Genomic DNA, 21,241 nt, shown 5'->3' with positions numbered 1-21,241 from the left:
TGCATTGAAGTGCAGAGGCCGTGGGGGGGGCACCAGGGCTTGTAGTGACCACAGATTTTGTCGCTGCCATATCTACAATATGGGCGCACAATGTTTCCGCCGCGCCTTCATTAGGCCCCACCCGGCAGAGCATCGCACACCGTTCGGCATGCCGCAGCGCGACTTCCCGCCCGATATCGCGCCGGTGACGAGCGGTGCTCTGGCGAAGCATCCGATGTTCCCTTCCGACGTTCATGTTTGAACATATGGGTCATTCCACGCTGCCAGGATGGGGAAGATGACGGAGGCATTCCTCTGTAGCCGCACAGAAATTGTCGATGTCCTCGTCAACCATGGCGGTGGAAAGGAACCCCATGCCCGCCCCCGACACATGGAAGCCCTTGAGCACGAGCAGCCGTTGCAGCACGACCATCGCAGCGCTTTCGGCGGGCGTGTGCTGCTGGCTCCTATAGTCATAGACAGGCCGCGGATGCGTGATGATCTTGAACATCGACCCGACGCCCGTCACCTGCCCTGGAAACCCTGACGAGGCGAAGGCTTGCGTCAACCGGGCGCGGACGCGATCGCCGAGCATGTTGATATGCGCGACCAACGCGGGGGTCAGGAGTTCCAGCGTCACCCTGCCCGCCGTCATGGTTATGGGATTGGCCGAGAAAGTCCCGCTCCAGGGCACCAACGGCCTGCCCGAATGATGATCGAAGACTTTCATCACCTCTTTCGATCCGACCAGTGCACCGACAGGAAAGCCGCCGCCGATGATCTTGCCGAGGACGGTGAGGTCCGGCTTTATTCCAAATCGCTTCTGGGCTCCGCCATGGTCCAAGCGGAAGGATATGACTTCGTCGAGGATGAACACAGCGCCGATCTCGGTCGCCAGCTCCCGTAACGTCGCCGTGAACTCCGGCGTTACATGGGTGAAGCCGAGATAGCTGGGCGCGGCGTCAAGCAGGATCGCCCCGATGCGATCCTTATGCGCACGGATGATCTGGGCGGCAGTTTCAGGATCATTGAACGGGATGACATAGACATCTTCCAGAAGTTGGTCAGGTACGCCCGCAGCGTAGCCAACCGACTTTGGCGGCGTGGCGAACTCCTCTTTGGGCGTGTCCAGGCTGACTTCGGCATAGTCATAGGAGCCATGATAGCTGCCTTCGACTTTTACTATCGCGGGTCGGCCGGTGTACGCGCGTGCAGCCTTGATCGCGGACATCACCGCTTCCGAACCGCTATTGCTGAACCGGACATTTTCAGCCGTCTCTATACGGTCGCACAGCAGTTCAGCGAGTTCGATCTCAACCTCGGTCGGGTTGGTGTAGGCCGTTCCCAGCACCAACTGCCTGGAAACAGCATCTATGATGGCCGGATTGGCATGACCGTGAATGAGCGACGCGAAATTGTTGAGCAGATCGAGCCGCGAGGTGCCATCGACATCGGTGACATAGGCGCCCTTGCCGAACTTCGCATAGACCGGGAAAGGCTCAAGCCATGGAACTAGACGTGTAATTCCGCCCGGATAGACCTTGAGCCCGCGTTCGTAGAGCCGCTTCGATTGAGAGTCGCAATCAGGCCAGATCGCCATTTTAAACCCCGTCAGTATCTGGTCATTCCCGTCCAATTACGGAATACTATCGCATTTTCGGCTGTATTATAATAGCGAACATTTGTTAATGCAAGTGCGAGGTTGGAGTTGCGGTGAGGGATCAGGAGCCAAGCAACATCGCAGGAGGTTGCATCGATGGTTGCCATCGGGCTTCGGAGAGTATTAAGGAACCAGCAGAATGACTTCACCGACAAATCAGACGAAGGTCCTGCGAAAGCGCGCTGGATACGAGGCCAGGCTGGCCGAATCCGAAGAGCTGGCGATCGAGCGGGAGAACCGCGCCACGCGATCGGATACCCGGGCACGGCTCCTGGTCGCGGCGCTCGACCTGTTTTCGAAGAACGGCTTCGAAGCTTCGACGATGCGTGACCTGGCGCAGTTCGCAGGTATCAAGGCGCCCGCCATCTACAATCACTTCAAGTCGAAGGAAGCCTTGCTGGGCGAAGCTCTGCTGTGGGCAATGGAGGACTTCAACGAGCGGGTCCTGGGTCCTCGCGACCCCCGCGAATCGAATGTAGAAGCGTTGGAAGGGATTTTGGAGCGGCACATCCGCTACCAATTGGACAACCCGGTCATCGCCAGGGCCTTCGACATTTTGATGGCACACAATTTGCTTCAGCGCGTCGGCGAAATAACATTCCAGCAGGCCATCCAGGACCGGCTGCGGCTATATCTGCGCGAGGTGACAAAGCTGGTGTCTCTGCTTGTCGAAGAGTCGTCGGTGAAGGCAGACTACAGGATCGTGTCGAGCGCCATATCGACCATGTATGATCAGGTCGGACGCTGGTACGTTTCCACCTCAAAGGCAGCTGACGACAATCTCGTCGCGACTTATTGGGACTTGGCAAGGCGGATGCTTGGCATCGACAGGTAACACCGGGTTGCCTGATTCCTTGACGTCGATGCTCGTCAAGCACTGGCAAAAATGAGGCGGTGTCTCTCCGTGCCCATCAGAGCGGGTTGTCAATAGGTCGCGTCGAAGCCGACCACTACCGCCACTGAAGCGAACCCTATCATCGGCATAGGAACGGCCATGCTCCCGTCCACTGGAGCATGGCCGTCTCTTTAACTCCGCAGCCGGTTATCCCTGGGCGCAGGATCTCAGCATGTCGGTATATTCCTGACGCGTCGCGACCCGGCGGCCCAGAACCTCACCCAGCTTCGCGCCAAGTTCGAAGGTCTGCAGGTTCGACTGGATGCGATCATCGCGATGCGGCCAGAGCCAATAGGTATCTTCCATGCCCACGCGGATGTGCAGGCCCATCGCGGCTGCGAGCGTCGCGACATACATGGACGCGCGGCCAGCAGCACACACCATGATCACGCCGTCAGGATCGACGTCGCGGATCGTGGTGACGGTACGCATCAGGCCTTCGACCATCTGGCGTGGATTTTCCATGGGGCTGCAACCCGGCAAGGCGGGAAGGATCAGCCAGAAGGCCGGTCCCTTGATGAGGCCGCTCTTGATCAGGAAACGATCGGCATTGGCAACGTCGGCGTCGGTGTAGACGGCGATTTCAGGAATGCCGCCATTTTCCAAAATGAGGCGCACCTTTTCAATCATGACCGGCGCGGGCTTGCTGAACAGAGAATCGCCGATATAGGTCGTCGTGGTGTTGATCGGCGCACCGTCCAGCAGACCGGTCGCCAGCACCCGCTTCATTTCAGCCCACTCGCCTTCGAGCGCCGGGACAAGGCAGCCGTCGACCGACAGGTCGGGATAGTCCTTCTTCAGCGGCGCAACGACCTGTTCGAAGCGATCGAGCGAGAGAACATTATAGCCTTCATCGTCGCGAACATGGATGTGAACCGTGCTCGCCCCTGCCTCAAGGCATTCGCGGGCAGAATTGCGGATTTCTTCCGGCGTGTAAGGCTGGTTCGGATTCTGCGAGCGGCGGAAGAACGCGCCGGTAATGGCAACGGATACCGCCAGGGTTTCAGGGATATTCCACGGAACGGAGATCGGCGCATCGTGGAACGCGGAATGTTCCAGATCTAGAACGATAGGCGCGCCGTAGGGTCGCCAGATCATCCGCTCATTTTCGCGAGCGACACCTTTCCCAACTCTATCCCAATCAATCTTAACCATTTTTCACTCCTACGCTAAGTAATCCGTCCATCCGCAACGGCATGTGCCGCGCAAATCTCACTCATTCATCTATCCGCAGCAGCTCGCAGAACATGTGCCGTCCGTAGCGCCCAGCCGGGGATCGACCTGCTGGATGATGGACCGCGTCCATGCGCGCAGCTTCACCGCCGATCGGCCAATCCCACGATCGAAGCTGAGCGGCGTCACCGAGACATGGCCTTTGTCCAGCGCCCATGCGTCCGACCCCGGCTCTTTCGCGAAACGGGGGAGCCCATTGGCGTAGGGCTGCACCAGCCAGCTACCGTCAGATTCAGCGTCCGCCCGTTGGCAATCCAGCGGTTCCCAAATGCATTCACTGAAGGAGGTCAGCTTGATATGCCTGTCTGCCAGATGAGCCGGTACATTTATGTTCAGAACGCTGCGATCGGGCGGCGGCGAGGCGGCCAACCAGGCGGCAAGCTCCGCACCGACCGCGCTCGCCCATGCGAAGTCGGGGGTACTCCTGCTCCCGCAGCATGAGTGAGTCCCATGCGCCTGTTGCGAGATGGCCATGGCCGGATATCCCAGCATCCCGCCTTCCAGGGCGGCCCCCAATGTCGAGCTATTGCTTGCATCCTCTCCGACATTGGCTTCTTCGCCAATTCCAACCACGATGGCGGACACCTTGCTTGCAAGGCCCGACAGGATCGCGATGCGGACGCAATCGGGCGCCGTGCCGTGCGCGCGATACAGCGGGTGACGATCATCACCGCCCGACCTTTCCACCAACACTGGCTCGCGGTCCGAAATCGCTTTTGAAAGCCAGACCTGCGGGGCTGCGGGCGCCACGGTCAGCACGTTGAAGCCGGACAGTAGCAACGCGCTGCGCAGGGCAGCGATGCCCGGTGCGTCGTAACCTTCCGCGTTGGTCAACAGGATGTTCATCGACGTATCGCTTCCGCTTTTGCAAAGCCGAGGAGCGCTCGGACAGATATAATAATTAACGTTTGTTTCTGTTGGCAGCAACTGTTCGTTTATGATGGGTGGCCACTCGCCAACCCCCGTTTCAATCCAACGGCTTCATCTCTCCGGCCTCACTGCGAAACCGCTCCGTTCGGTGACAAAGGCGGTCGGCGTTGTTCCTATCAAGCGTTTGAACATCGCGGTGAAAGCGCTGGGCGTTTCGTATCCCAGCGACAAGGCCGTGCTCAGGATGGGCTCTCCGGCGATGAGTTTGGGCAGTGCCGCGACGATCCGCGCTTGCTGCCGCCAGACGGAAAGAGGGCAACCCAATTCATCGCGGGCCAGACGCGACAATGTTCTCGCCGAAGCACCCGATGACCGTGCAAGCTCCTCGATATCGGGGCCACCAGGGCTATCGAGAATCTGCTCGCATGCGCGGACAAGGCGAGGATCGGACGGCATCGCCAGCATCACGGCGTCCGCCGGTAGATCGTTCAGTTCGTCCAGCAACAGCGCGTGCAGGCGAAGAGTGCGCGCCGAATCCCAGCTGGGAACGGCCTGGTCGATCGCTCGCAATATGAGTTCACGCACGAGCGGTGTGACGACGAATCCTCCCGCCCTTTCGCCCAGACGGGGCGGCGTTCGATCCGACGCGATATAGAGCGTACGTAGCAGAACAGGCGTTCGCGCCCGGAATTCATGTACGGTCCCGGGCGGGATCCATACGGCGCGTTGTGGCGGAACAACCCACAGTTTGTGATCCGCCCTGATTTCCATGACACCTGAAACAGCGTGAACGAACTGGCCGTTTGGATGCGAATGCGCCGAGATGGCGTCGCCTTCGACGAAGTTGCGGGCAAGCACATGGACGGCGCTGGTATGTCTACTAATGTCAACCAAGTGAATGCTCCTCCAACCCGTTGGAAGTCTCACTGTCCTTAGAGCGTGCGCCCTGAGGGTCCACGCTTCCGAAGGAAAATTTCGGGGCCACGTCTGAAACTGCGAAGTGGCCGTGTTCCGTCCTTATGGCACAATGACGTCTGGCGCGAAGCGGGTTGATGGCCAACTTATACGCCTAATCGGCCAAAAAGCACGCGAGTGCTCGCCAGGCAGATGTCGCGCATCAACGTGGTCCGCGATCCGAGAGAAATAGTTTCCATTTGAACGGCGCCGTCCGACAGGGCATATGCATTAATATGAAAGACCGTTTGCATTTATACATTCGCGACTGGGGCATCGAAGCGTGTCAGTGAAGGATAGTAACGTTAAACCGCTGCAAACGAACTCCGCAAAGGTCGGCGATGCTACGGCGGCTCCGATCGCCTCGGCGCACCGCGTCCGGCCGAAAAGGACCCGTCGCAAATCGGGAATGCGGGAAGAGTTGCTGAAGGCTGCGGTGGAGCTGTTCGGTTCTCGCGGCTATGAAGCGGTGTCGTTGCGGGACATCACGGCGGAGGTTGGGCTGAAGCCGCCCGCCTTCTATAACCACTTTAAATCGAAGGATGAATTGCTCGTTTCGGCGGTTCTTGCTGCCCTCGACATGTTCAACAGCGAAGTGGTGGACAATGACGAAGAGGACATGCTGCCGGTCGAACGGATGAACGCACTCATCCGCCGTCATGTGCTGTATCAGATTTCCAACGCCGCCTTCGCCAAGGCGAACGACCGGCTGATAGATTCGGCGATGCTGGAAAGGATCGGAAGTCCTGGCGCAAAGCAGGAAATACGTTCACATATGCGCCGCTACCTCGACATCCTCACCCAGATTGTACGGGACATTTTGGCCGGACGATCCGATAACGCGCTGGATCCACGCATTTGCGCGCTGGCCATAGGCACGATGTGCGACAATGTTTTAATGTGGTATCGCCCGGGCGGGTCGGACAGCCCGGAAAAAGTGGCTCGACGTATGTCGGAACTTGCCCGTAACATGCTAAAGGTTGACTGACCCGAAGACACTTGACGAGATCGCAGGGCGGGTTAATATGAATGAACATTCGTATTAATGACGGCGGGAAGACTCGAAAATGAGCGGGTTGGGTCAATATGTGATCGGCGTCGTGATGCTGTTCGCGATGTGGGGCGCGATCGCCGCCGTTCGGGACGATAGCACAGGCATGGGCTGGGAATTCATGGAGGGGATCCGCACGACTGGAGTCCTCTTCCTTCCAGTTGGTGCCGTTCTCGCAGCCGCCCCCGTCCTGTCCGCAGCCATCACCCATGCGATTGCCCCCCTCTTTTCCTTTGTTGGGGCAGACAGGGCGATGGCGGCAACGACCCTGATTTCCGTCGATATGGGTGGCTATCAGATGGCCGACGCCATGGCTGCCAGCCGTGAGAACTGGATTATTGCATCGTTCAACGGATTTCTGTTGGGGCCGCATGTCGTCTTCACCATCCCTGTCGCGCTGGCGATGCTGCCCAAGAAAGACCATCGTTATCTGGCCCTGGGCATGATGGCGGGCCTTATCACCATACCGATCGCGCTGTTCGTGGGATTAAGCGTCGTCGCAATGACCCACCCGCTCATCCGGCCCACGGTCGCGACCGGCGGCCCGGCGACATTCCGCCTCGCCATGACATTTGGCCAGATACTGCACGATCTTTTCCCACTGACCATCATCGTGGGCGCTATCGTGGCGGGCCTGCGGTTCATCCCGGACCTCATGGTCCGTGGGTTCATGGGCTTCGGTCGCCTTGCCGATGCCGCGATAAAGCTCATCTTCGGCGCTTGTATCGTCCAGTATTTCACGGGCGTTTTCAGCCATCTGTTCGGCGGATGGCCGTTTGACCCGCTGCTGGCCGACCCGGCCAATTCCATAAGGGGGCTGGAGATCGCCGGATATATCGGCATCATGCTGGCCGGTGCCTTTCCGATGGTCTACGCGCTGCGCCGTTATTGCGGCAAAGCCATCGAGAAGCTCGGCAAGCTGACCGGCTTCAGCGCGGTCGGAAGCGGCGGGCTGATTGCGACCACCGCCAACCCGCTGACCCTATTCAGACTGATCCCGGAGATGGATGCGCGCAACAAGGTGATGACTATCGCCTATGCGGTGTGCGGTTCCTGGATATTGGGAGACTCCCTCGCCTTTATCGCGAATTTCCAGCCTTCGCTGATCGTCCCTTTGATGTTCGGCAAGCTGGTCGGGGCTATCTGCGGCATTCTGGTCGCGCGCTGGCTGTCAGTGCCACGCGCCTTGCGCTTCGAGGAGGAGGATAAGGCAGCGGCCGAGGCGGCTGCGGCGCCGTCCGATACGAAGCTGCACGCGCTTGAAGGAGCTCTGCTGTGACCGCCGACATCCGCCTGTTCCGCCTGCAGGATACACCCATGTCGGATTATGGTGATGGTCAGGGTTCGGCCAGCATCGCTCGATTGATCGGGCCTGATAGCAGCCAGACGATGGGCGCTTATTTCGCGACGTTCGATGGCCGGTCTGTGCCATGGACCGTGCGATACGACGAAATGATCCTTTGCCTGTCGGGCAAGTTCCGCCTGCGCACGGGGGAAGAGGTCCACGAACTTGGACCCGGGGACATGCTGTGGATCGGGAACGGAACTGAATTGCGCTATGAAGGGGAGCAGGCGACCGTCTTTATCGCGATCGCCCCCGTCGATTGGCGCGACCGTTAGCCGCACGCCTGACACCATCCCGGCGATCAATATGCCGGGATGTTCGTCACATTCTTCCTTTCACGCCTCGTCGCCGAGGCCAGCCGTCCACTCCGGCTCAAAGGGTGTCGAGCGATCCTGACGCGTCCATGCCGGTTGCCCATAGATGGACTGCCCGCCATCAACCGACAGGTTGGCGCCGGTGATGAAGCCTGCCTTGTCAGAACACAGGAATGCGACAGCCTCCGCAATGTCGTCGGTCAGGCCCAGGCGGCCGATCGGCGTTTTCTGCAAAAGGTCGCGGCGGACACCGGGCTTTTCGACCATCCATTTGGTCATGGCCGTTTCTATGACGCCCGGCAGGATAGCATTCGCCCTGATACGGTGAATGCCCAGTTCCGCCGCCATGGTCTGGACCAGCATCAACAGGGCAGACTTGGTCGCGCAGTAAGCGCCGATCTGATCGGCATGCCTAAGCCCCAGCGAGGATGAGATGACCGCGATCGACCCACCCCTGCGGCCCTCCGCGATCAGCCGGGCGGCTGCCTGGCAAATGTGAAAGGTGCCGCTCAGGTTGATCGCGACATGCCGGTCCCAGACGGTCGGCTCCATCTCCAGAAAGCCGGTGAACTTGGCGTATCCGGCATTGGCGACCGCGACGTCAAGGCGGCCGAAATGGGCGCGTACCTCATCCATCGCCTGATCGATCGCACCTCGGTCGGTTTGATCCGCCGCTAGGACGAGGCAATCGTCCGGCATGTCCTGGCGCAGGGCCGCAGCCGTGGCTTCGTCGCGTTCAAACAAGGCGAGCGCATGGCCAGCATCCGCCAGCCGCTGGCTGATGGCCCGACCCAGTTCGCCCCCTGCCCCGGTTACCAGGGCGACCGGCCATTCATCCACAGCAGCCGCTCCCGCACTCACCGTCGCTGGCGCCCAGGCGCGGATCGATAATCTCCACCGACTGCCTGAGCCAGCGGCGCAGGCGACCGGCCGCGCGGACATCGCCAAAATCGAAGCTGACCGGCGTGACCGAAACATGGCCCGCCGCAACGGCGCTGGCGTCGGACCCCGGCCGCATCGTGAACACGGGATCGCGATCGACATTAGTAAGGAATGTGTACCAGCCGTGGCCGGTGTCCGTTTCCACCGCCTCATAATGGCCGGGGTCCCAGACGCGATGGTCGAGCGCGGTGATCTTGAGGCGGCGGTCCTTCAACATGCCAGGCGCATTGACATTGAGGATGCTGCGCGGCGGCGGCGGGCTGGCTATCATCCACGCCGCCAATTCAGCGCCGACCTCACTGCACCAGCCATAGTCATAATCGGTGAGATCGACCAAGCGGAAGCGCCCGTCACGCGCCTGCTGCGAAATCGACAGCGCTGGCAGGCCGAGCAATGCGCCTTCCGCCGCAGATCCGAAGGTGGACGAATAGGTGGCGTCGTCGCCCAGATTAGCGCCTTCATTGATGCCGGAAACGACCAGACGGACATCCTTTGCCAAGCCGGACAAGATCGCGGCGCGCACGCAATCGACGGGCGTCCCGTCGGCGCGATAGATCGGGTTGCGATCGTCACCCCCATCGCGCGTCATCACCACCGGCTTGCGGAAAGAGGCCGACCGGGACGTGCCGCTGCGTGGCCCGTCAGGCGCCACAGACAGCACGTTGAGCCCCGCATTGATCATCGCGTCCCGGATGGCAGCCATGCCGCCCGCCTGATACCCGTCATCGTTCGTCAACAGAACGTCCATGATAACCTCGCTCATCGAAAGCTGCTCAAACTGGGGCGGTCGGGCCGAAGCGCCTCTACGCCGGGCACGGTCGCAGGCTTGCCGGATAGCGCCCATTCCGCCGCACACATGCCCAGGACCGAGCCAGACGTAACGCCAACACCGCCAAGCCCGCCGACCACCAGCACGGAAGGATCGGCTTCGAACGGCCCGACCTGAAAACGATCGTCCATGCTGATGGGATAGAGGCCGAACCAGCCGTTGGAAAAGCCGAAATCATCCATGCCCATCCGTTCGGTCAGAAGAGTTGCGACAGTGATCAGATGATCGTCGCCAGACGGCGGGCTGAAGCTGTCGGGGTCGACATCGAGTCCGTCGATAGCTTCATAGGTGTGAAGCCCGGCGATCAGGCTGTCGGGACCATCCTGCCTGAAATAAAGACCCTCGCCCTCCTGCCCCGGCATATAGAGATTGACCATCGGAACGGTATAGCCAAGGTCCCGTGGCAATCGGACCAGAAAGACTTCATGTACTTGCGGCTTGATCGGCACCGCATGACCCAGCAGCTTGCCGACATTCCCCGCCCATGCGCCAGCCGCATTTATAACGATGTCGGCTTCGACCACGCCCTTGCTGGTTTCCAGCCGATGCACCCCGCCCGCCTTGGAATGAGAAAGCACATCGGTCTGAACACTGACACGCGCGCCCTTCTCCTTGGCCTCTTCAAGAAGCGTCGTGCACAGAAGATAGCCATCCAGATGCCCGTCGGTAGGACCAAGCAGACCGCCCGCCAGATCATCCACCCGCATGTCGGGCACCAGTTGACGGAGGCCCTCCCGATCGATCAGCCGGGAATCCATGCCGCCCAGTTCGCGCTGCACCTTAACCGCGGCGGCGAGCCGGTCCATCTGCTCGTCGGTATAGGCAACGCGGACATTGCCGATCTTGGCGAGCGGCAGTCCACGCTCTCGCTCCAGCCGCAGGAACAGTTCCTTGGCGCGGATGCGAATCTCGATGTCCAGCGGGTTGAGCGTTTGATAATTATAGACGCCAGCGGAACGACCGGACGACCCGCTGGCGGGCGCCTCCCGCTCCAGGACGATGACGTCCGCGCCAAGTTCCGCGGCACGAAGGGCGGCGCCGCAACCGGCGGTGCCAGCGCCGATGATGGCGATTCGGGGACGGGTCACTGCTTATCCTCATCAGTGGGAAGCGAACGATGGACATGGATGTCCGCGAGGGTGCCGCCATCGACCACCAGGTCGGTGCCGGTTATGCCCGATGCGGCATCGCTGGCGAGGAAGGCGACCGCGCCTGCAACCTCATCGACGGTGACCATGCGCTTCATGGGTACGCGTCTGAAATCATGCAGCATGTGTTGCAGCATCGCGGGCCGAAGCGCTTCTTCCACCATCTTGGTGTGCACCCAGCCGGGACTGACGGAATTGACGCGAATGCCATATTCGGCCAGCTCGATCGCCGCGCTCATGGTCATGCCGCGCAGTCCGAACTTGGCGGCAACATAGCTGGCGAAGGGGCCATCCGCCGCATGCGCTTCGATCGACCCAATGTTGATGATGGCGCCGCCGTTACCCTGGCTGCGCATCTGCCGCGCTACCCTTTGCGTCATGAAGAAGACGCCGTTCAGGTTGACGTCGATCACCCGCCGCCATGCCGCCTCGTCAATGTCGAGGAACGCCGCTTCGTCGGCAATTCCCGCATTGTTGACCAGAATGTCCAGGCGCCCATGGGTTTCCAACGCGCCGGACACGACCTTTTCGACGTCGCTGGTCAATGAAACATCGCCCGGTTGCACGCTCGCCCTGCCGCCAATGCTCTCGATCGTCTTCGCGGTAGCCTGAAGATCAACGGGGTTGCGCCCGCTCAAGACGACCGCCGCTCCACGTTTTGCCAAGGTTAGGGCGATACCTTCGCCCAGTCCCCGGCCTCCGCCCGTGACCAGCGCGACCCTGCCTGCCAGATCCTCGCTCATGCAGCCTCCGATGTTCCCGCCATCAGGTCGCGAATACGCAGCCTTTCACCCTGGCGTCCGTTTTCGAGACGATAGACGCCCAGCCCGCCACCGCCGAGACTGACGCGCCGAAGAGTGGAGAAGAACTTTTCGGGCGACAGTGCTTCGGGCGCGAACACGCCGCCGCGCGGCGTATCACCTTCCGCAAGCATCAGCACCCCTGCGGCGGCTGGAACGCCAGTGGCCTCTTCCATGCTGGTGTCCGCGCCCGAAGCGTAGCGAAGCCCGTTGCCGTTGGTATGGACGTCGATCTGCAACCCGCTTCCGATCCGTTCCCCACCTTCGAAGCGGGCGAGGAATTGCTGGAACGCCTTGACCAGCATGTCGGTGCGTTCACCCGAGCTGCCGGGCTGCTGCTCATCCGCGACGGCGGCAAGGGCCGCTGCCACCGCATGCGCGTCGATCGGGGCGATCGCTCCATAGTTGACCGCTCGTTTGACGGGCAGGAAGCGGGGGAGGGTAAGCGGTTCGGGATGGGCCAGCTTTACCACCGTCTGTCGGCCGACCGTTCCGGGGAAATCGACGACGCGCGAATGCATCTCGCCGGGAAGCGGAACGGGATGAACCGTCCCGTCGAAGTCGACAAGGTTGAAGCAATGCCAGAAATGCTTGGTCGCCGCCTCGGTCATGTCTTTGGCATCGACCACCCAGGCAATCTCGACATCGTCCGCGCCATTCAGATGATCGACCGCTAGACGGATGAGGATGTTCGACACGCCCGGCGTCGAACCCAGCCCGATGATCGCCGTAACGCCCGCCGCCTTGGCGGCTTCGTCGCGCGACAGGATCGGAACCGTGATGTCGGCGTCATCGCAGATATCGAGATAATCGGTTCCGGCCGCGATCGCTGCGTCCAGTACGGTAAAGCCCGTGCGGTAATAGGGGCCTGCCAGATTCGCGACGATCGACGTCGAACGCATCAGCGCGTCCAGCGTGTCGGCATCGGACAGCGGGTCCTGTTCTCTCGTCTGCATGCCAAGTGCCTGCGTTGCAGCCAGCGTTTCGGACCGCCAGGCGCGATCGAGCGCGAGCCAGCGCGTGACATCGGTGCCCCGCGCGGCCGCCGCAAGCATGGCTTGCGCCTGGCGTCCTCCAGCCCCGATCACCACGACATCGAATTCACGTTTCATCAGTCTCTCCCGAATTTGGGCCTTGATCGTTCAGCATCGCGATGACGGCATCGCGCACGTTCCGGCGGTCCACCTTCCCGGACGCAATGCGCGGGAAGGGATCAAAAAGGATGAAGTGAACCGGCATCGCATAGGCGGGCAGCCGCGCGGCCAGGAAAGCACGCGCACTATTTTCATCGAACGTCCGGCCCGGCCGGATTTCAAGCGCCGCGACGGGCACTTCCTGCAACACCGGATCGGGAATGCCGATTACCACGCAATAGCCAATCTCTGGCAATTCCGCGAGCAGGCACTCCAGATGGGACGGCAGTATCTTCTCGCCGCCACGGTTGATGACATCGTCCCGCCGCCCGTCCAGATACAGGCGGCCAGCATCATCGAACCGGCCAAGGTCGCCTGTCCGCAACCATTTGCCCGACAATTTTTCAGCATTAGCCTCGGGGCGCCGCCAATATTCCGTCATGCGGGTCGGCCCCGCGACCCAGACTTCGCCAGACTCCCCTTGCGCGACATCCCGGCCGTCTTCGCCCACCACCCGCAGCTCTGCGAAGGGGGCGGCAAAGCCGACGGATTCGCCAAAGTCCGTGATCATCGCGGGCGGGAGGAAGCTGCACGCGCAGCCAAATTCCGTCAGCCCATAGCCATGGACCAGCTCAAGATGGGGCCAGCGTTCCAGCATCTCCCGGGACCAGGCAGCGGGCATCGGCGATCCGCCGAACAAGACGGTTCGGGCCGGTCCGAACACCGCGTCGGCATCGTCCAATATCATCAGCATGCGCAGCACGCTGGGCACGGCGGTGACGAAGGTGGCGGGCGCGGCCTTGAAGGCGGCGATCGCTTCCTTGCGGTGAAATTCCTCCACCAGCATCGTCTCCCCGCCCGCCAGCAGCATCTGGCCGAACTGGTCGATGAAGCCTGTATTGTGGAACATGGGGGCGATCACAACAGTGCTGTCGGCGCTGGTCGCGCGGAAGAATTGGCGAAAGACTTCCGACGTCATGCACAAGGCTGCGGTGCTGAGCAGCGCGCCCTTTGGTTCGCCAGTCGTTCCGGAACTGAAGCTGATCAGGGCGGGCGCTTCTCCCGTCACGAAATCGGGCAGATCCCCCTGCGCCGTCATGGCCGTGGCCATTTCCAGCGGGAGCACCAAGATCGACGCTTGGGCAAGAAGCGATGCGTGGCGTTCGTCCGCAATCGCTACGCGCGCCTCAAGCAAGTTGACCAGGCCAGCCATCTGCAACGCACTGATGCGATTGTTGGCGGGCACGGCGATGGCGCCGAGACGCATGACGGCGAGATAGGCGACGACCCATTCGATGATGTTGAGGCCGACGATGATTACCCGGTCTCCGCTCTGTACGCCGGACGAGCGAAGGAAACGCGCATAGTCTTCCGCCTTGGCGGCGAGATCATGATATTCGACCGATCTTTCACCCTGACGCAGGGCGATCCGTCCCGGCGTTTCGTCCGCCCAATGACGAAGCGCATGCCAAAGTGTTTCGAAAGGCGGCATCAGAAACGCGCCCCTTCTCGCACATGAGCCGCAGCTTTCAGCATCTCGGCAAAACTCCCCTTCTCCCAAGCCTTGCGCGCTTCGGTCAGGTTGGAATTGGCATAGCCCTGATAGGTCCAGCCATCGAGCGGCGTCGTATGGGCAGACAGGATCGGTTCGGCCATGGCCGCCCAGGCCGCCTCCCGGACCCCCGCGACCGCGCGCATCAGCCCAACACGGGCGCGCTGACTATCATCGAGCTGGGGATCGTACAGGCGCAGAAATATTTCCGTCTCTCCGTCCGTAAGGGTGGCCTGACAGGCGAAGCTCGCCATTTCGAATGCGACCCAGCCCATCCCGGCATAATCCCAGTCGATAAGGCGCAGCCGGTCGCCGACGATGAAATTCTGCGGCACGAGATCGCTGTGACAGAATGCCCGCGGGGCATCGATAGCGGCGAAAAGCTGCGCGATCTGCCTGACACGATCATACATTTCCGGAAACTCGGCGGGTCGTACCGCACCTTCCGCATCGCCCAGTTTCACGAAATGCGCCGCATCCTCGAAGGGCGAAAAGGCGCGGCCGGAGGTCGGCTGCGCATGGAGGCTGCGCAGCGTTTCCACGACATCGCCCAGCAGTCCCTCTTCCCGCATGCGCGTGGGCGTCATCACGCCACCGTTCAGGAACGGGCACAGGAAATGCCCCTCCGGCAATGTCGAGGCCAGGATATTGGGCGCAAGGTCCGCTCGCGCCGCATCGCTCTGCGCCTGGATGGATGCAGCGCGGTCAACGCCCCAACGCTCCGGTTCGGGTGCGCAGACGCGCAGTGCGAGCGCGTGGCGTGATCCTTCCAGCTTCAGATTGACGTTGCTGCCACCCCCGCTCATCGCGCTGACCTGATAATCGTCAGCAAGATCAGGGAGCGTCCACTGGGACAGGATGCCAGTCACCTGTTCCTGCAGCGCCGGACCAATTCCCGGCGCGAAGCCAAGCTTCATGCCAGACGCGACCGTCACAGCTGATATCCATGGCTGATGGCGACATGCTTGAGCGCCGTATGTTCCTCGATCGCATGGATCGACATGTCGCGGCCGATGCCCGACAGCTTGAAACCGCCAAAGGGCATCTCCGCCGCAGTCGGGCCATGATCGTTGATCCAGACCGTCCCGGCTTCGATCAACGCAGCGCATTTGACGGCGCGATTGATGTCCCGCGTCCAGATCGACGCCGCCAGGCCGTAGGCAACGTCATTGGCCTTTGCGATCGCGTCATCTTCGTCATCAAAGGTGTTGACGACCAGTACGGGGCCGAACAATTCCTCCTGGACGATGGCCGAACGCTGGTCCGCCCCGGTGACGATCGTGGGCGTATAGAAAGCGCCGCTACCCTCGCCGCCGGTGACGATCCGGGCGCCCTCGCCCACCGCTCTTTCCACCTGCCGCGCAATGCTGTCGCGATGGCGCTGGGACACCACCGGCCCCATCTGGACCGCCGGGTCGAGGAAGCCGTTGCCGACGGTTAGTCCTTCCGCCATCTGCACGAGCCGTTCGGTCACTTCGCCGAACAGCGCCTTCGACACATAGACGCGGGTTGCCGCCGTGCAGTCCTGACCTGAGTTGCGGAACGCAGCGCCGCGCATCGTCGCCACGAACTTTTCGAGATCGGCATCGTCGAACAGGAGCACTGGCGCCTTGCCGCCCAGTTCCAGATGGACCTTCTTCACCATGTCGGCGGCGTCGCGCATGATGGTCTTGCCGGTGCTGGTGCCGCCGGTCAGCGAAACCATGGCAACGTCGGGGTGCCGCACCAGCGCCTTGCCGACACTGTCCCCACCGCCCGTCACGACATTCAGGACGCCAGCGGGGAATATGTCCGCAGCGATGCGGCCGAGCAGAAGGGATGTCAGCGGGGTTTCGTTCGTCGGCTTGAGCACCACGGTATTGCCCGCCATCAGTGCCGGGCCAATCTTCCAGCTCGTCAACCCCATGGGATAGTTCCAGGGCGCAATCGCGGCGACGATGCCCAAGGGCTCGCGCCGCACCAGGCTGGTGATGCCCGGCTTATATTCATCGCATACAGGCGCGGTCAGCGCCCTGCCCGCACCCGCGAAGAACCGATACTTATCGGCTGCGGAGAACATTTCCGCCCGCGCGTCGGCCAAAGGCTTGCCCACGTCGCGCGCTTCCAGTTCCGCGAACTGATCGGCATTCGCTTCAAGCGCGTCGGCCAGGCGCAACAGCATCGCCGCGCGATCCTTCGGCGTGGTGGCCGCCCATGATCGGCGCGCATCCTTGGCCGCGCCTACAGCCGCCTCCACCCCAGCTTCGCCGACATCGACCATTTCGGCGATCTGATCCCCGGTCGCAGGCTCGATAACCGCTTCCACCTTGCCTTCACGCCATTCGCGGTTCGCGATCGTGGGAAAGAAATCCAATGACATCGCTCCAGTCCTCTCGAGTCAGTTACAGGCGATCTTGCCGGGCCATCCCGAACAACGCCGTAGGCCGTCTGCCTTGACGAAATTCCGAGACGCTTCGCTCGCGTCGATCAATCCCAATTCTCGGGGGTTCGCCAGAAACCTCGGCCTGCGCGCGGCTGCGGCATCAAAGCTTCTGCGCATCCTCACCAAACGATCCCCTACCCAGTTCCGATACAAGCTCCACTCCATGGAGCGGCAACCTGAAATTCGCGAGTTAATACGAATATTCATTCATGCTAATCGGATTCGAGGCAAATTGTCAATCGGTGGATTTTGCCCAGAGATCACTGCGGATTTGCCTAATATACGCCTCATTCGCACAGAATCCAATGCGGTAACATCGCATATTGACAGATTGGTTTTTAGATACGAACATACGTTCACAATAAGAGATGCAGGAGTCGAACCTGCGCTTGTTGATATCTGCTCGATCAACAAAGGGAGCGAAGGGTATGTCGAAGTTGAAAAACCGATTGTGCAGGCGTGGCAGTTCCAGCCTTGGAGCGCTCGCCATGGTGATGGCCTTCCCAGCCGTGGCGCTGGCACAGCAAACCGAAGAACCGGCGGCAGCACCTGCTCCCGCTCAGGGCATCCAGGAAATCGTGGTCACCGCGCAGCGCCGCGAGGAAAATCTTCAAAAAGTGCCGGTGTCGGTCACCGCTTTGTCGGGATCGGATCTGCAAGCCAGGGCGATCGTGGACAGCACAGACATAGTCAAGCTTGTCCCCGCTCTCAAATATAATGCCTATAGTCCTTCCACGACCGTCTATAATCTTCGCGGCGTATCGCAGAACGACTATTCCGATCAGCTGGAACCACCTGTCGCAGTATATCAGGACGACTCCTATCTAAGTTCCATGGCGACAGCGGGCTTCCCCCTGTTCGATATTGAACGCGTGGAAGTCCTGCGCGGCCCTCAAGGGACGCTTTTCGGCCGCAACGCAACCGGTGGCGCCATCCAGTATATCTCGCGCAAGCCCACCAACGATTTTTCCCTCGATGCTTCGGCCACATGGTTCAGCGACGGCGGCTACGCGACGGAGATAGGCGCTGGCGGCGCTGTTTCCGACACGCTTGCGGCCCGTTTCGCCATTGCGCGAGTGCAGAGGGATGGCTTCGTCAAAAGCAACAATCCGGCGATCGGCGACAGCGGCGAAACCGATCAGTTTGCGGGCCGTGTCCAGCTTCTCTGGAAACCCACGCCCAGCCTGAAAATACTGCTGCGCGCCATGCGATCGCGCGATGACAATTCAATCGCGGGCGGCACCTACACCTACACGCCCGCCGTCCCCGCCGATCATGGCCGCGGCGTGACACAGTCGCCTACCGATGATTTCTGGGGCACCGGCCCCGGCGTCGATCCGAACGGCTATGTGAAGCCGGCAAGCTACGGCCTGTATGAAAACAACAACAATATCCCGTCCGTCTTTAGCCGAACGATCCAAGCCTATACCGGCCGGATCGACTGGTCCGTTGGAGACGTGACGATTATCTCGATCACCGATTATCAGCGGATGCGAAAATTCTATCAGGAGGATTGCGACGGCACGCCACTAAATGGCTGCGTCTTCGCTCCACGGACCAATCTTCGCCAGTTTTCACAGGAAATACGCGCCGAAGGTGACACCGGAAAACTCCGTTGGGTCGCGGGCGTCAACTACATCGACATTGACGGGCATTACCAGTCACATGCCGAATATAATCTGATCGGGCTGGATTATTTTTCGACCGGCAATTCCGACTATTCGATCCGTACCAAATCGCCGTCGATATTCGCGCAAGGTACATATGCGCTGACCGAAAAGCTGAAGTTGACGGCCGGTGCACGCTATACCCGCGACAAGAAGACCGACGACTACCGTCTCGACTTCACATCGACCAGTGGTGGCGTGACCGACAATCAGATCATCGAGTTCAACCCGACGCTCAATCCCGATGAGGCACGCAAGCGCTACAATCTCTATTCGGGCAAGTTGCAGCTGGATTATTCGCCAACGGATGACATCTTGCTGTTCGCAGGTGTTACGCGCGGCACGAAGTCAGGGAATTTTTCGGCACCGGTTTCCGCGCCGGTAGTGGTGTCGCGCCTACCGCATGGGCCGGAAGTGCTGTGGTCCTATGAAACCGGCTTAAAGTCCAAATTCCTGGACAATCGCCTGCGGATCAACGCTTCCGCCTTCTATTATGACTATCATAACTACCAGGCCTTTTCGCTGATCGACCTCGTTCAGACGATCAGCAACCATGACGCCTGGGTTTATGGCGGCGAACTGGAGATAACGGCGGTGCCGGTCGAGGGCCTCAACATTTCGGGCGGCCTTTCCTATCTCAAGAGCAAGGTCAAGGGTATCGGCCTGCCCGACGGCACAACCACCGACAGCCGCTTGCCCCAGGCGCCCCGCTTGTCCGGCAATGCCAGCATCAGCTACACTCTGCCGGTGGGCAGCGGAGACCTGACCGCCCGCCTGGATGGCACATTCACCAGCGGCTTCTGCTTCAGCGTCGTGTGCGCCCCGGTGGAGCGCGAAAAGGCGTATCAGACGCTGGATGCGAGCCTGAGCTACAAGTTCGATCCTTTCACGCTGACCGCGTTTGCGAAGAACGTGACGGCGGAGAAATACCGCACCTACGCGCTTGATGTTTCGAGCCTGGGCTTCCTGGAAAGCATCTATACGCGTCCTCGCTACTATGGCGTGACGTTGTCGGTGAATTACGGGAGGTAAGAGAAAGGGGGATAGCTGTTAAGGCTATCCCCCTTCTTCGTTCGAACGGCACTGCTAGAGCAAATGCACCGCTCGTTATGATAGCGCTGGTAAGCAGGTTCATGCCCTGCCCCCGTAAGCCCGCTAGCCCTTTCCGCTACTTCAACTCTTCGCCTGAAATCATCCGGCCTGTGTGGTGATATGGGCGCTCCGAAGTGCGCGCTTACCATGATTGGAAAGCGCGTGTTCATTCTTGCCGATCAGTGTCGCCTTGAGCCGGGGGGAAACCGGAGAAAAAACATGAGGATCGCACTGAGGCAATGCGAAGAACGCGTTGAACTGCGTCACGAGGCGAACATCCCCGCCACACTGTTCCATGATGGTGTCGGCGTGCCGGCTACAATCAAGAACATATCAAGCTACGGCGCGATGCTGTCGGTTCAGTACGCTCCACCGCTTGGATCGCAGGTCTCGATCATCACAGACGGGCGCGAACTCCTGGCAACCATCATATGGGCGCGCGATGATAAATGCGGTGTGCTACTCAACTACTCTGTCGACCCAGCCGATTGGCTGGTCTCCGATAGGTAAAAATACCTTATCTCGGCGTCCACCAATCCGGCAGCAGGCCATATCTGGTGGTCGGCCCAGTGATCACGCTGGCGCAAAAGGCCCCGCAGAGCCTCCGCCGTCGATCGGTATAAGAGCCCCATTGATGTATCCGCCAAGTTCTGACGATACGAAATCGACAAGATTGGCGACGTCATTCACCTTCGCGAAACGGGCCAACGGCACCGCCTTTTGTGCATCATCGAACGGCCAACCAATTTCCGCCAGCAACTGATCGAGCATCGGCGTTTCAACATAACCGGGGCAAATGGCGTTGCAGCGGACGCCCTTCGGGCCGTGGTCCAGGGCCATGCTCTTTACAAGTCCTGCGACGGCATGCTTCGACGCGCAATAGGCGGCATAGCCCTGGAAGCCATTCAGGCCAGCGTCCGACGCGATGGCGGTGAAAGTCCCACCCCCATTCTCTAGGAACGGGATGATTGCTTTCGCGAAGAAGAACACGCCTGTAAGATTGACATCGATCATCTTCCGAAACAGCTCGGCCGACGTATCTACAACCGTGCCCGTCGCAGCGATGCCCGCACAGGCGACCGCAGTCGAGGGCCGTCCGAAATCCTTCGCGACGCTTTGGATGAAACCGGCAAGTTGATTTTCGTCAGTCACATCAACAGTCGCGGCTATGCCCTGTCCGCCAGCGCGTTCGATCTGCTCAAGCGTCTCCCTGACCCCATCGGCATTTCGGTCGGCCAGAGCGATAAAGCTCCCGCGTGCGGCGAGCTTCATGGCGACGCCAGCGCCGATGCCTGAGCCTGCCCCGGTGACTACTGAAATTTCCATCGAGGCCCTTCCTTTTACTCGTGGGAGGT

At 60.6% G+C, this 21,241-nt stretch carries 19 protein-coding genes; 6 read left to right on the top strand and 13 right to left on the bottom strand.

The window, feature by feature from the left end; translation table 11 throughout:
* Positions 1–250: 250 nt before the first annotated feature.
* Complete coding sequence (locus ACZ5ZH_RS15590; RefSeq protein ID WP_464772934.1) at positions 251–1,579, bottom strand: aspartate aminotransferase family protein; 1,329 nt, start codon at positions 1,577–1,579, stop codon at positions 251–253.
* 199 nt (positions 1,580–1,778) lie between these two features.
* On the opposite strand from ACZ5ZH_RS15590, the gene ACZ5ZH_RS15585 reads away from it, so the two are divergent.
* The gene (locus tag ACZ5ZH_RS15585; protein ID WP_464772933.1) at positions 1,779–2,474 is read left to right on the top strand and encodes a TetR/AcrR family transcriptional regulator; all 696 of its coding nucleotides are present in this window, start codon (positions 1,779–1,781) and stop codon (positions 2,472–2,474) included.
* Positions 2,475–2,681: 207 nt separating this feature from the next.
* Here the strand turns inward: ACZ5ZH_RS15585 and ACZ5ZH_RS15580 are convergent, their stop codons facing one another.
* The 3 genes from ACZ5ZH_RS15580 to ACZ5ZH_RS15570 form a co-directional block, all read right to left on the bottom strand.
* Positions 2,682–3,632 (bottom strand): beta-keto acid cleavage family enzyme, encoded by a 951-nt coding sequence (locus tag ACZ5ZH_RS15580; RefSeq protein ID WP_464772932.1) that lies wholly within the window; start codon positions 3,630–3,632, stop codon positions 2,682–2,684.
* A 126-nt stretch (positions 3,633–3,758) separates the two neighbouring features.
* Entirely contained in the window at positions 3,759–4,613 is an 855-nt protein-coding gene (surE, locus tag ACZ5ZH_RS15575) for a 5'/3'-nucleotidase SurE (RefSeq protein WP_464772931.1), read from the bottom strand.
* Between the two features lie 135 nt (positions 4,614–4,748).
* Positions 4,749–5,531 (bottom strand): AraC family transcriptional regulator, encoded by a 783-nt coding sequence (locus ACZ5ZH_RS15570; protein ID WP_464772930.1) that lies wholly within the window; start codon positions 5,529–5,531, stop codon positions 4,749–4,751.
* 469 nt (positions 5,532–6,000) lie between these two features.
* On the opposite strand from ACZ5ZH_RS15570, the gene ACZ5ZH_RS15565 reads away from it, so the two are divergent.
* The 3 genes from ACZ5ZH_RS15565 to ACZ5ZH_RS15555 all read left to right on the top strand — a co-directional run bounded on the left by ACZ5ZH_RS15565 (position 6,001) and on the right by ACZ5ZH_RS15555 (position 8,262).
* Positions 6,001–6,579 (top strand): TetR/AcrR family transcriptional regulator, encoded by a 579-nt coding sequence (locus ACZ5ZH_RS15565; protein WP_464775227.1) that lies wholly within the window; start codon positions 6,001–6,003, stop codon positions 6,577–6,579.
* Positions 6,580–6,658: 79 nt separating this feature from the next.
* Complete coding sequence (locus ACZ5ZH_RS15560; RefSeq protein WP_464772928.1) at positions 6,659–7,921, top strand: ethanolamine utilization protein EutH; 1,263 nt, start codon at positions 6,659–6,661, stop codon at positions 7,919–7,921.
* Entirely contained in the window at positions 7,918–8,262 is a 345-nt protein-coding gene (locus ACZ5ZH_RS15555) for a hypothetical protein (RefSeq protein ID WP_464772927.1), read from the top strand. The genes ACZ5ZH_RS15560 and ACZ5ZH_RS15555 overlap by 4 nt, the downstream gene beginning before the upstream one ends.
* Before the next feature lie 60 nt (positions 8,263–8,322).
* Here ACZ5ZH_RS15555 and ACZ5ZH_RS15550 read toward each other — a convergent pair whose 3' ends face one another.
* The 8 genes from ACZ5ZH_RS15550 to ACZ5ZH_RS15515 are packed head-to-tail and all read right to left on the bottom strand — an operon-like array spanning position 8,323 to position 17,064.
* Positions 8,323–9,141, bottom strand: coding sequence for an SDR family NAD(P)-dependent oxidoreductase (locus tag ACZ5ZH_RS15550; protein ID WP_464772926.1), 819 nt, complete (start codon positions 9,139–9,141; stop codon positions 8,323–8,325).
* Positions 9,134–10,006 (bottom strand): 5'/3'-nucleotidase SurE, encoded by an 873-nt coding sequence (surE, locus tag ACZ5ZH_RS15545; RefSeq protein WP_460988330.1) that lies wholly within the window; start codon positions 10,004–10,006, stop codon positions 9,134–9,136. The genes ACZ5ZH_RS15550 and surE (ACZ5ZH_RS15545) overlap by 8 nt, the downstream gene beginning before the upstream one ends.
* Positions 10,003–11,160: an NAD(P)/FAD-dependent oxidoreductase gene (locus ACZ5ZH_RS15540; protein WP_460988331.1), complete on the bottom strand. Its 1,158-nt coding sequence runs from the start codon at positions 11,158–11,160 to the stop codon at positions 10,003–10,005. Before ACZ5ZH_RS15540 ends, surE (ACZ5ZH_RS15545) begins: the two co-directional genes overlap by 4 nt.
* Entirely contained in the window at positions 11,157–11,963 is an 807-nt protein-coding gene (locus ACZ5ZH_RS15535) for an SDR family NAD(P)-dependent oxidoreductase (RefSeq protein ID WP_464772925.1), read from the bottom strand. The genes ACZ5ZH_RS15540 and ACZ5ZH_RS15535 overlap by 4 nt, the downstream gene beginning before the upstream one ends.
* The gene (locus ACZ5ZH_RS15530; protein ID WP_464772924.1) at positions 11,960–13,132 is read right to left on the bottom strand and encodes a saccharopine dehydrogenase family protein; all 1,173 of its coding nucleotides are present in this window, start codon (positions 13,130–13,132) and stop codon (positions 11,960–11,962) included. Before ACZ5ZH_RS15530 ends, ACZ5ZH_RS15535 begins: the two co-directional genes overlap by 4 nt.
* Positions 13,122–14,645, bottom strand: a complete 1,524-nt coding sequence (locus ACZ5ZH_RS15525; RefSeq protein ID WP_464772923.1) for a class I adenylate-forming enzyme family protein — start codon at positions 14,643–14,645, stop codon at positions 13,122–13,124. Before ACZ5ZH_RS15525 ends, ACZ5ZH_RS15530 begins: the two co-directional genes overlap by 11 nt.
* Entirely contained in the window at positions 14,645–15,640 is a 996-nt protein-coding gene (locus ACZ5ZH_RS15520) for a phosphotransferase (protein ID WP_464772922.1), read from the bottom strand. The genes ACZ5ZH_RS15525 and ACZ5ZH_RS15520 overlap by 1 nt, the downstream gene beginning before the upstream one ends.
* A complete protein-coding gene (locus ACZ5ZH_RS15515; protein ID WP_464772921.1) occupies positions 15,637–17,064 on the bottom strand; it encodes an aldehyde dehydrogenase family protein in 1,428 nt (475 codons plus the stop codon). Before ACZ5ZH_RS15515 ends, ACZ5ZH_RS15520 begins: the two co-directional genes overlap by 4 nt.
* A gap of 491 nt (positions 17,065–17,555) precedes the next feature.
* On the opposite strand from ACZ5ZH_RS15515, the gene ACZ5ZH_RS15510 reads away from it, so the two are divergent.
* Positions 17,556–19,826, top strand: a complete 2,271-nt coding sequence (locus tag ACZ5ZH_RS15510) for a TonB-dependent receptor (RefSeq protein ID WP_464772920.1) — start codon at positions 17,556–17,558, stop codon at positions 19,824–19,826.
* Positions 19,827–20,105: 279 nt separating this feature from the next.
* Complete coding sequence (locus ACZ5ZH_RS15505) at positions 20,106–20,396, top strand: PilZ domain-containing protein (RefSeq protein ID WP_464772919.1); 291 nt, start codon at positions 20,106–20,108, stop codon at positions 20,394–20,396.
* Positions 20,397–20,459: 63 nt separating this feature from the next.
* Here the strand turns inward: ACZ5ZH_RS15505 and ACZ5ZH_RS15500 are convergent, their stop codons facing one another.
* Positions 20,460–21,212, bottom strand: a complete 753-nt coding sequence (locus ACZ5ZH_RS15500) for an SDR family NAD(P)-dependent oxidoreductase (RefSeq protein WP_464772918.1) — start codon at positions 21,210–21,212, stop codon at positions 20,460–20,462.
* Positions 21,213–21,241: the final 29 nt, after the last annotated feature.

The organism is Sphingobium sp. TomMM7A (assembly GCF_055397305.1).
This window is presented reverse-complemented; position numbering and strand designations above follow the sequence as displayed.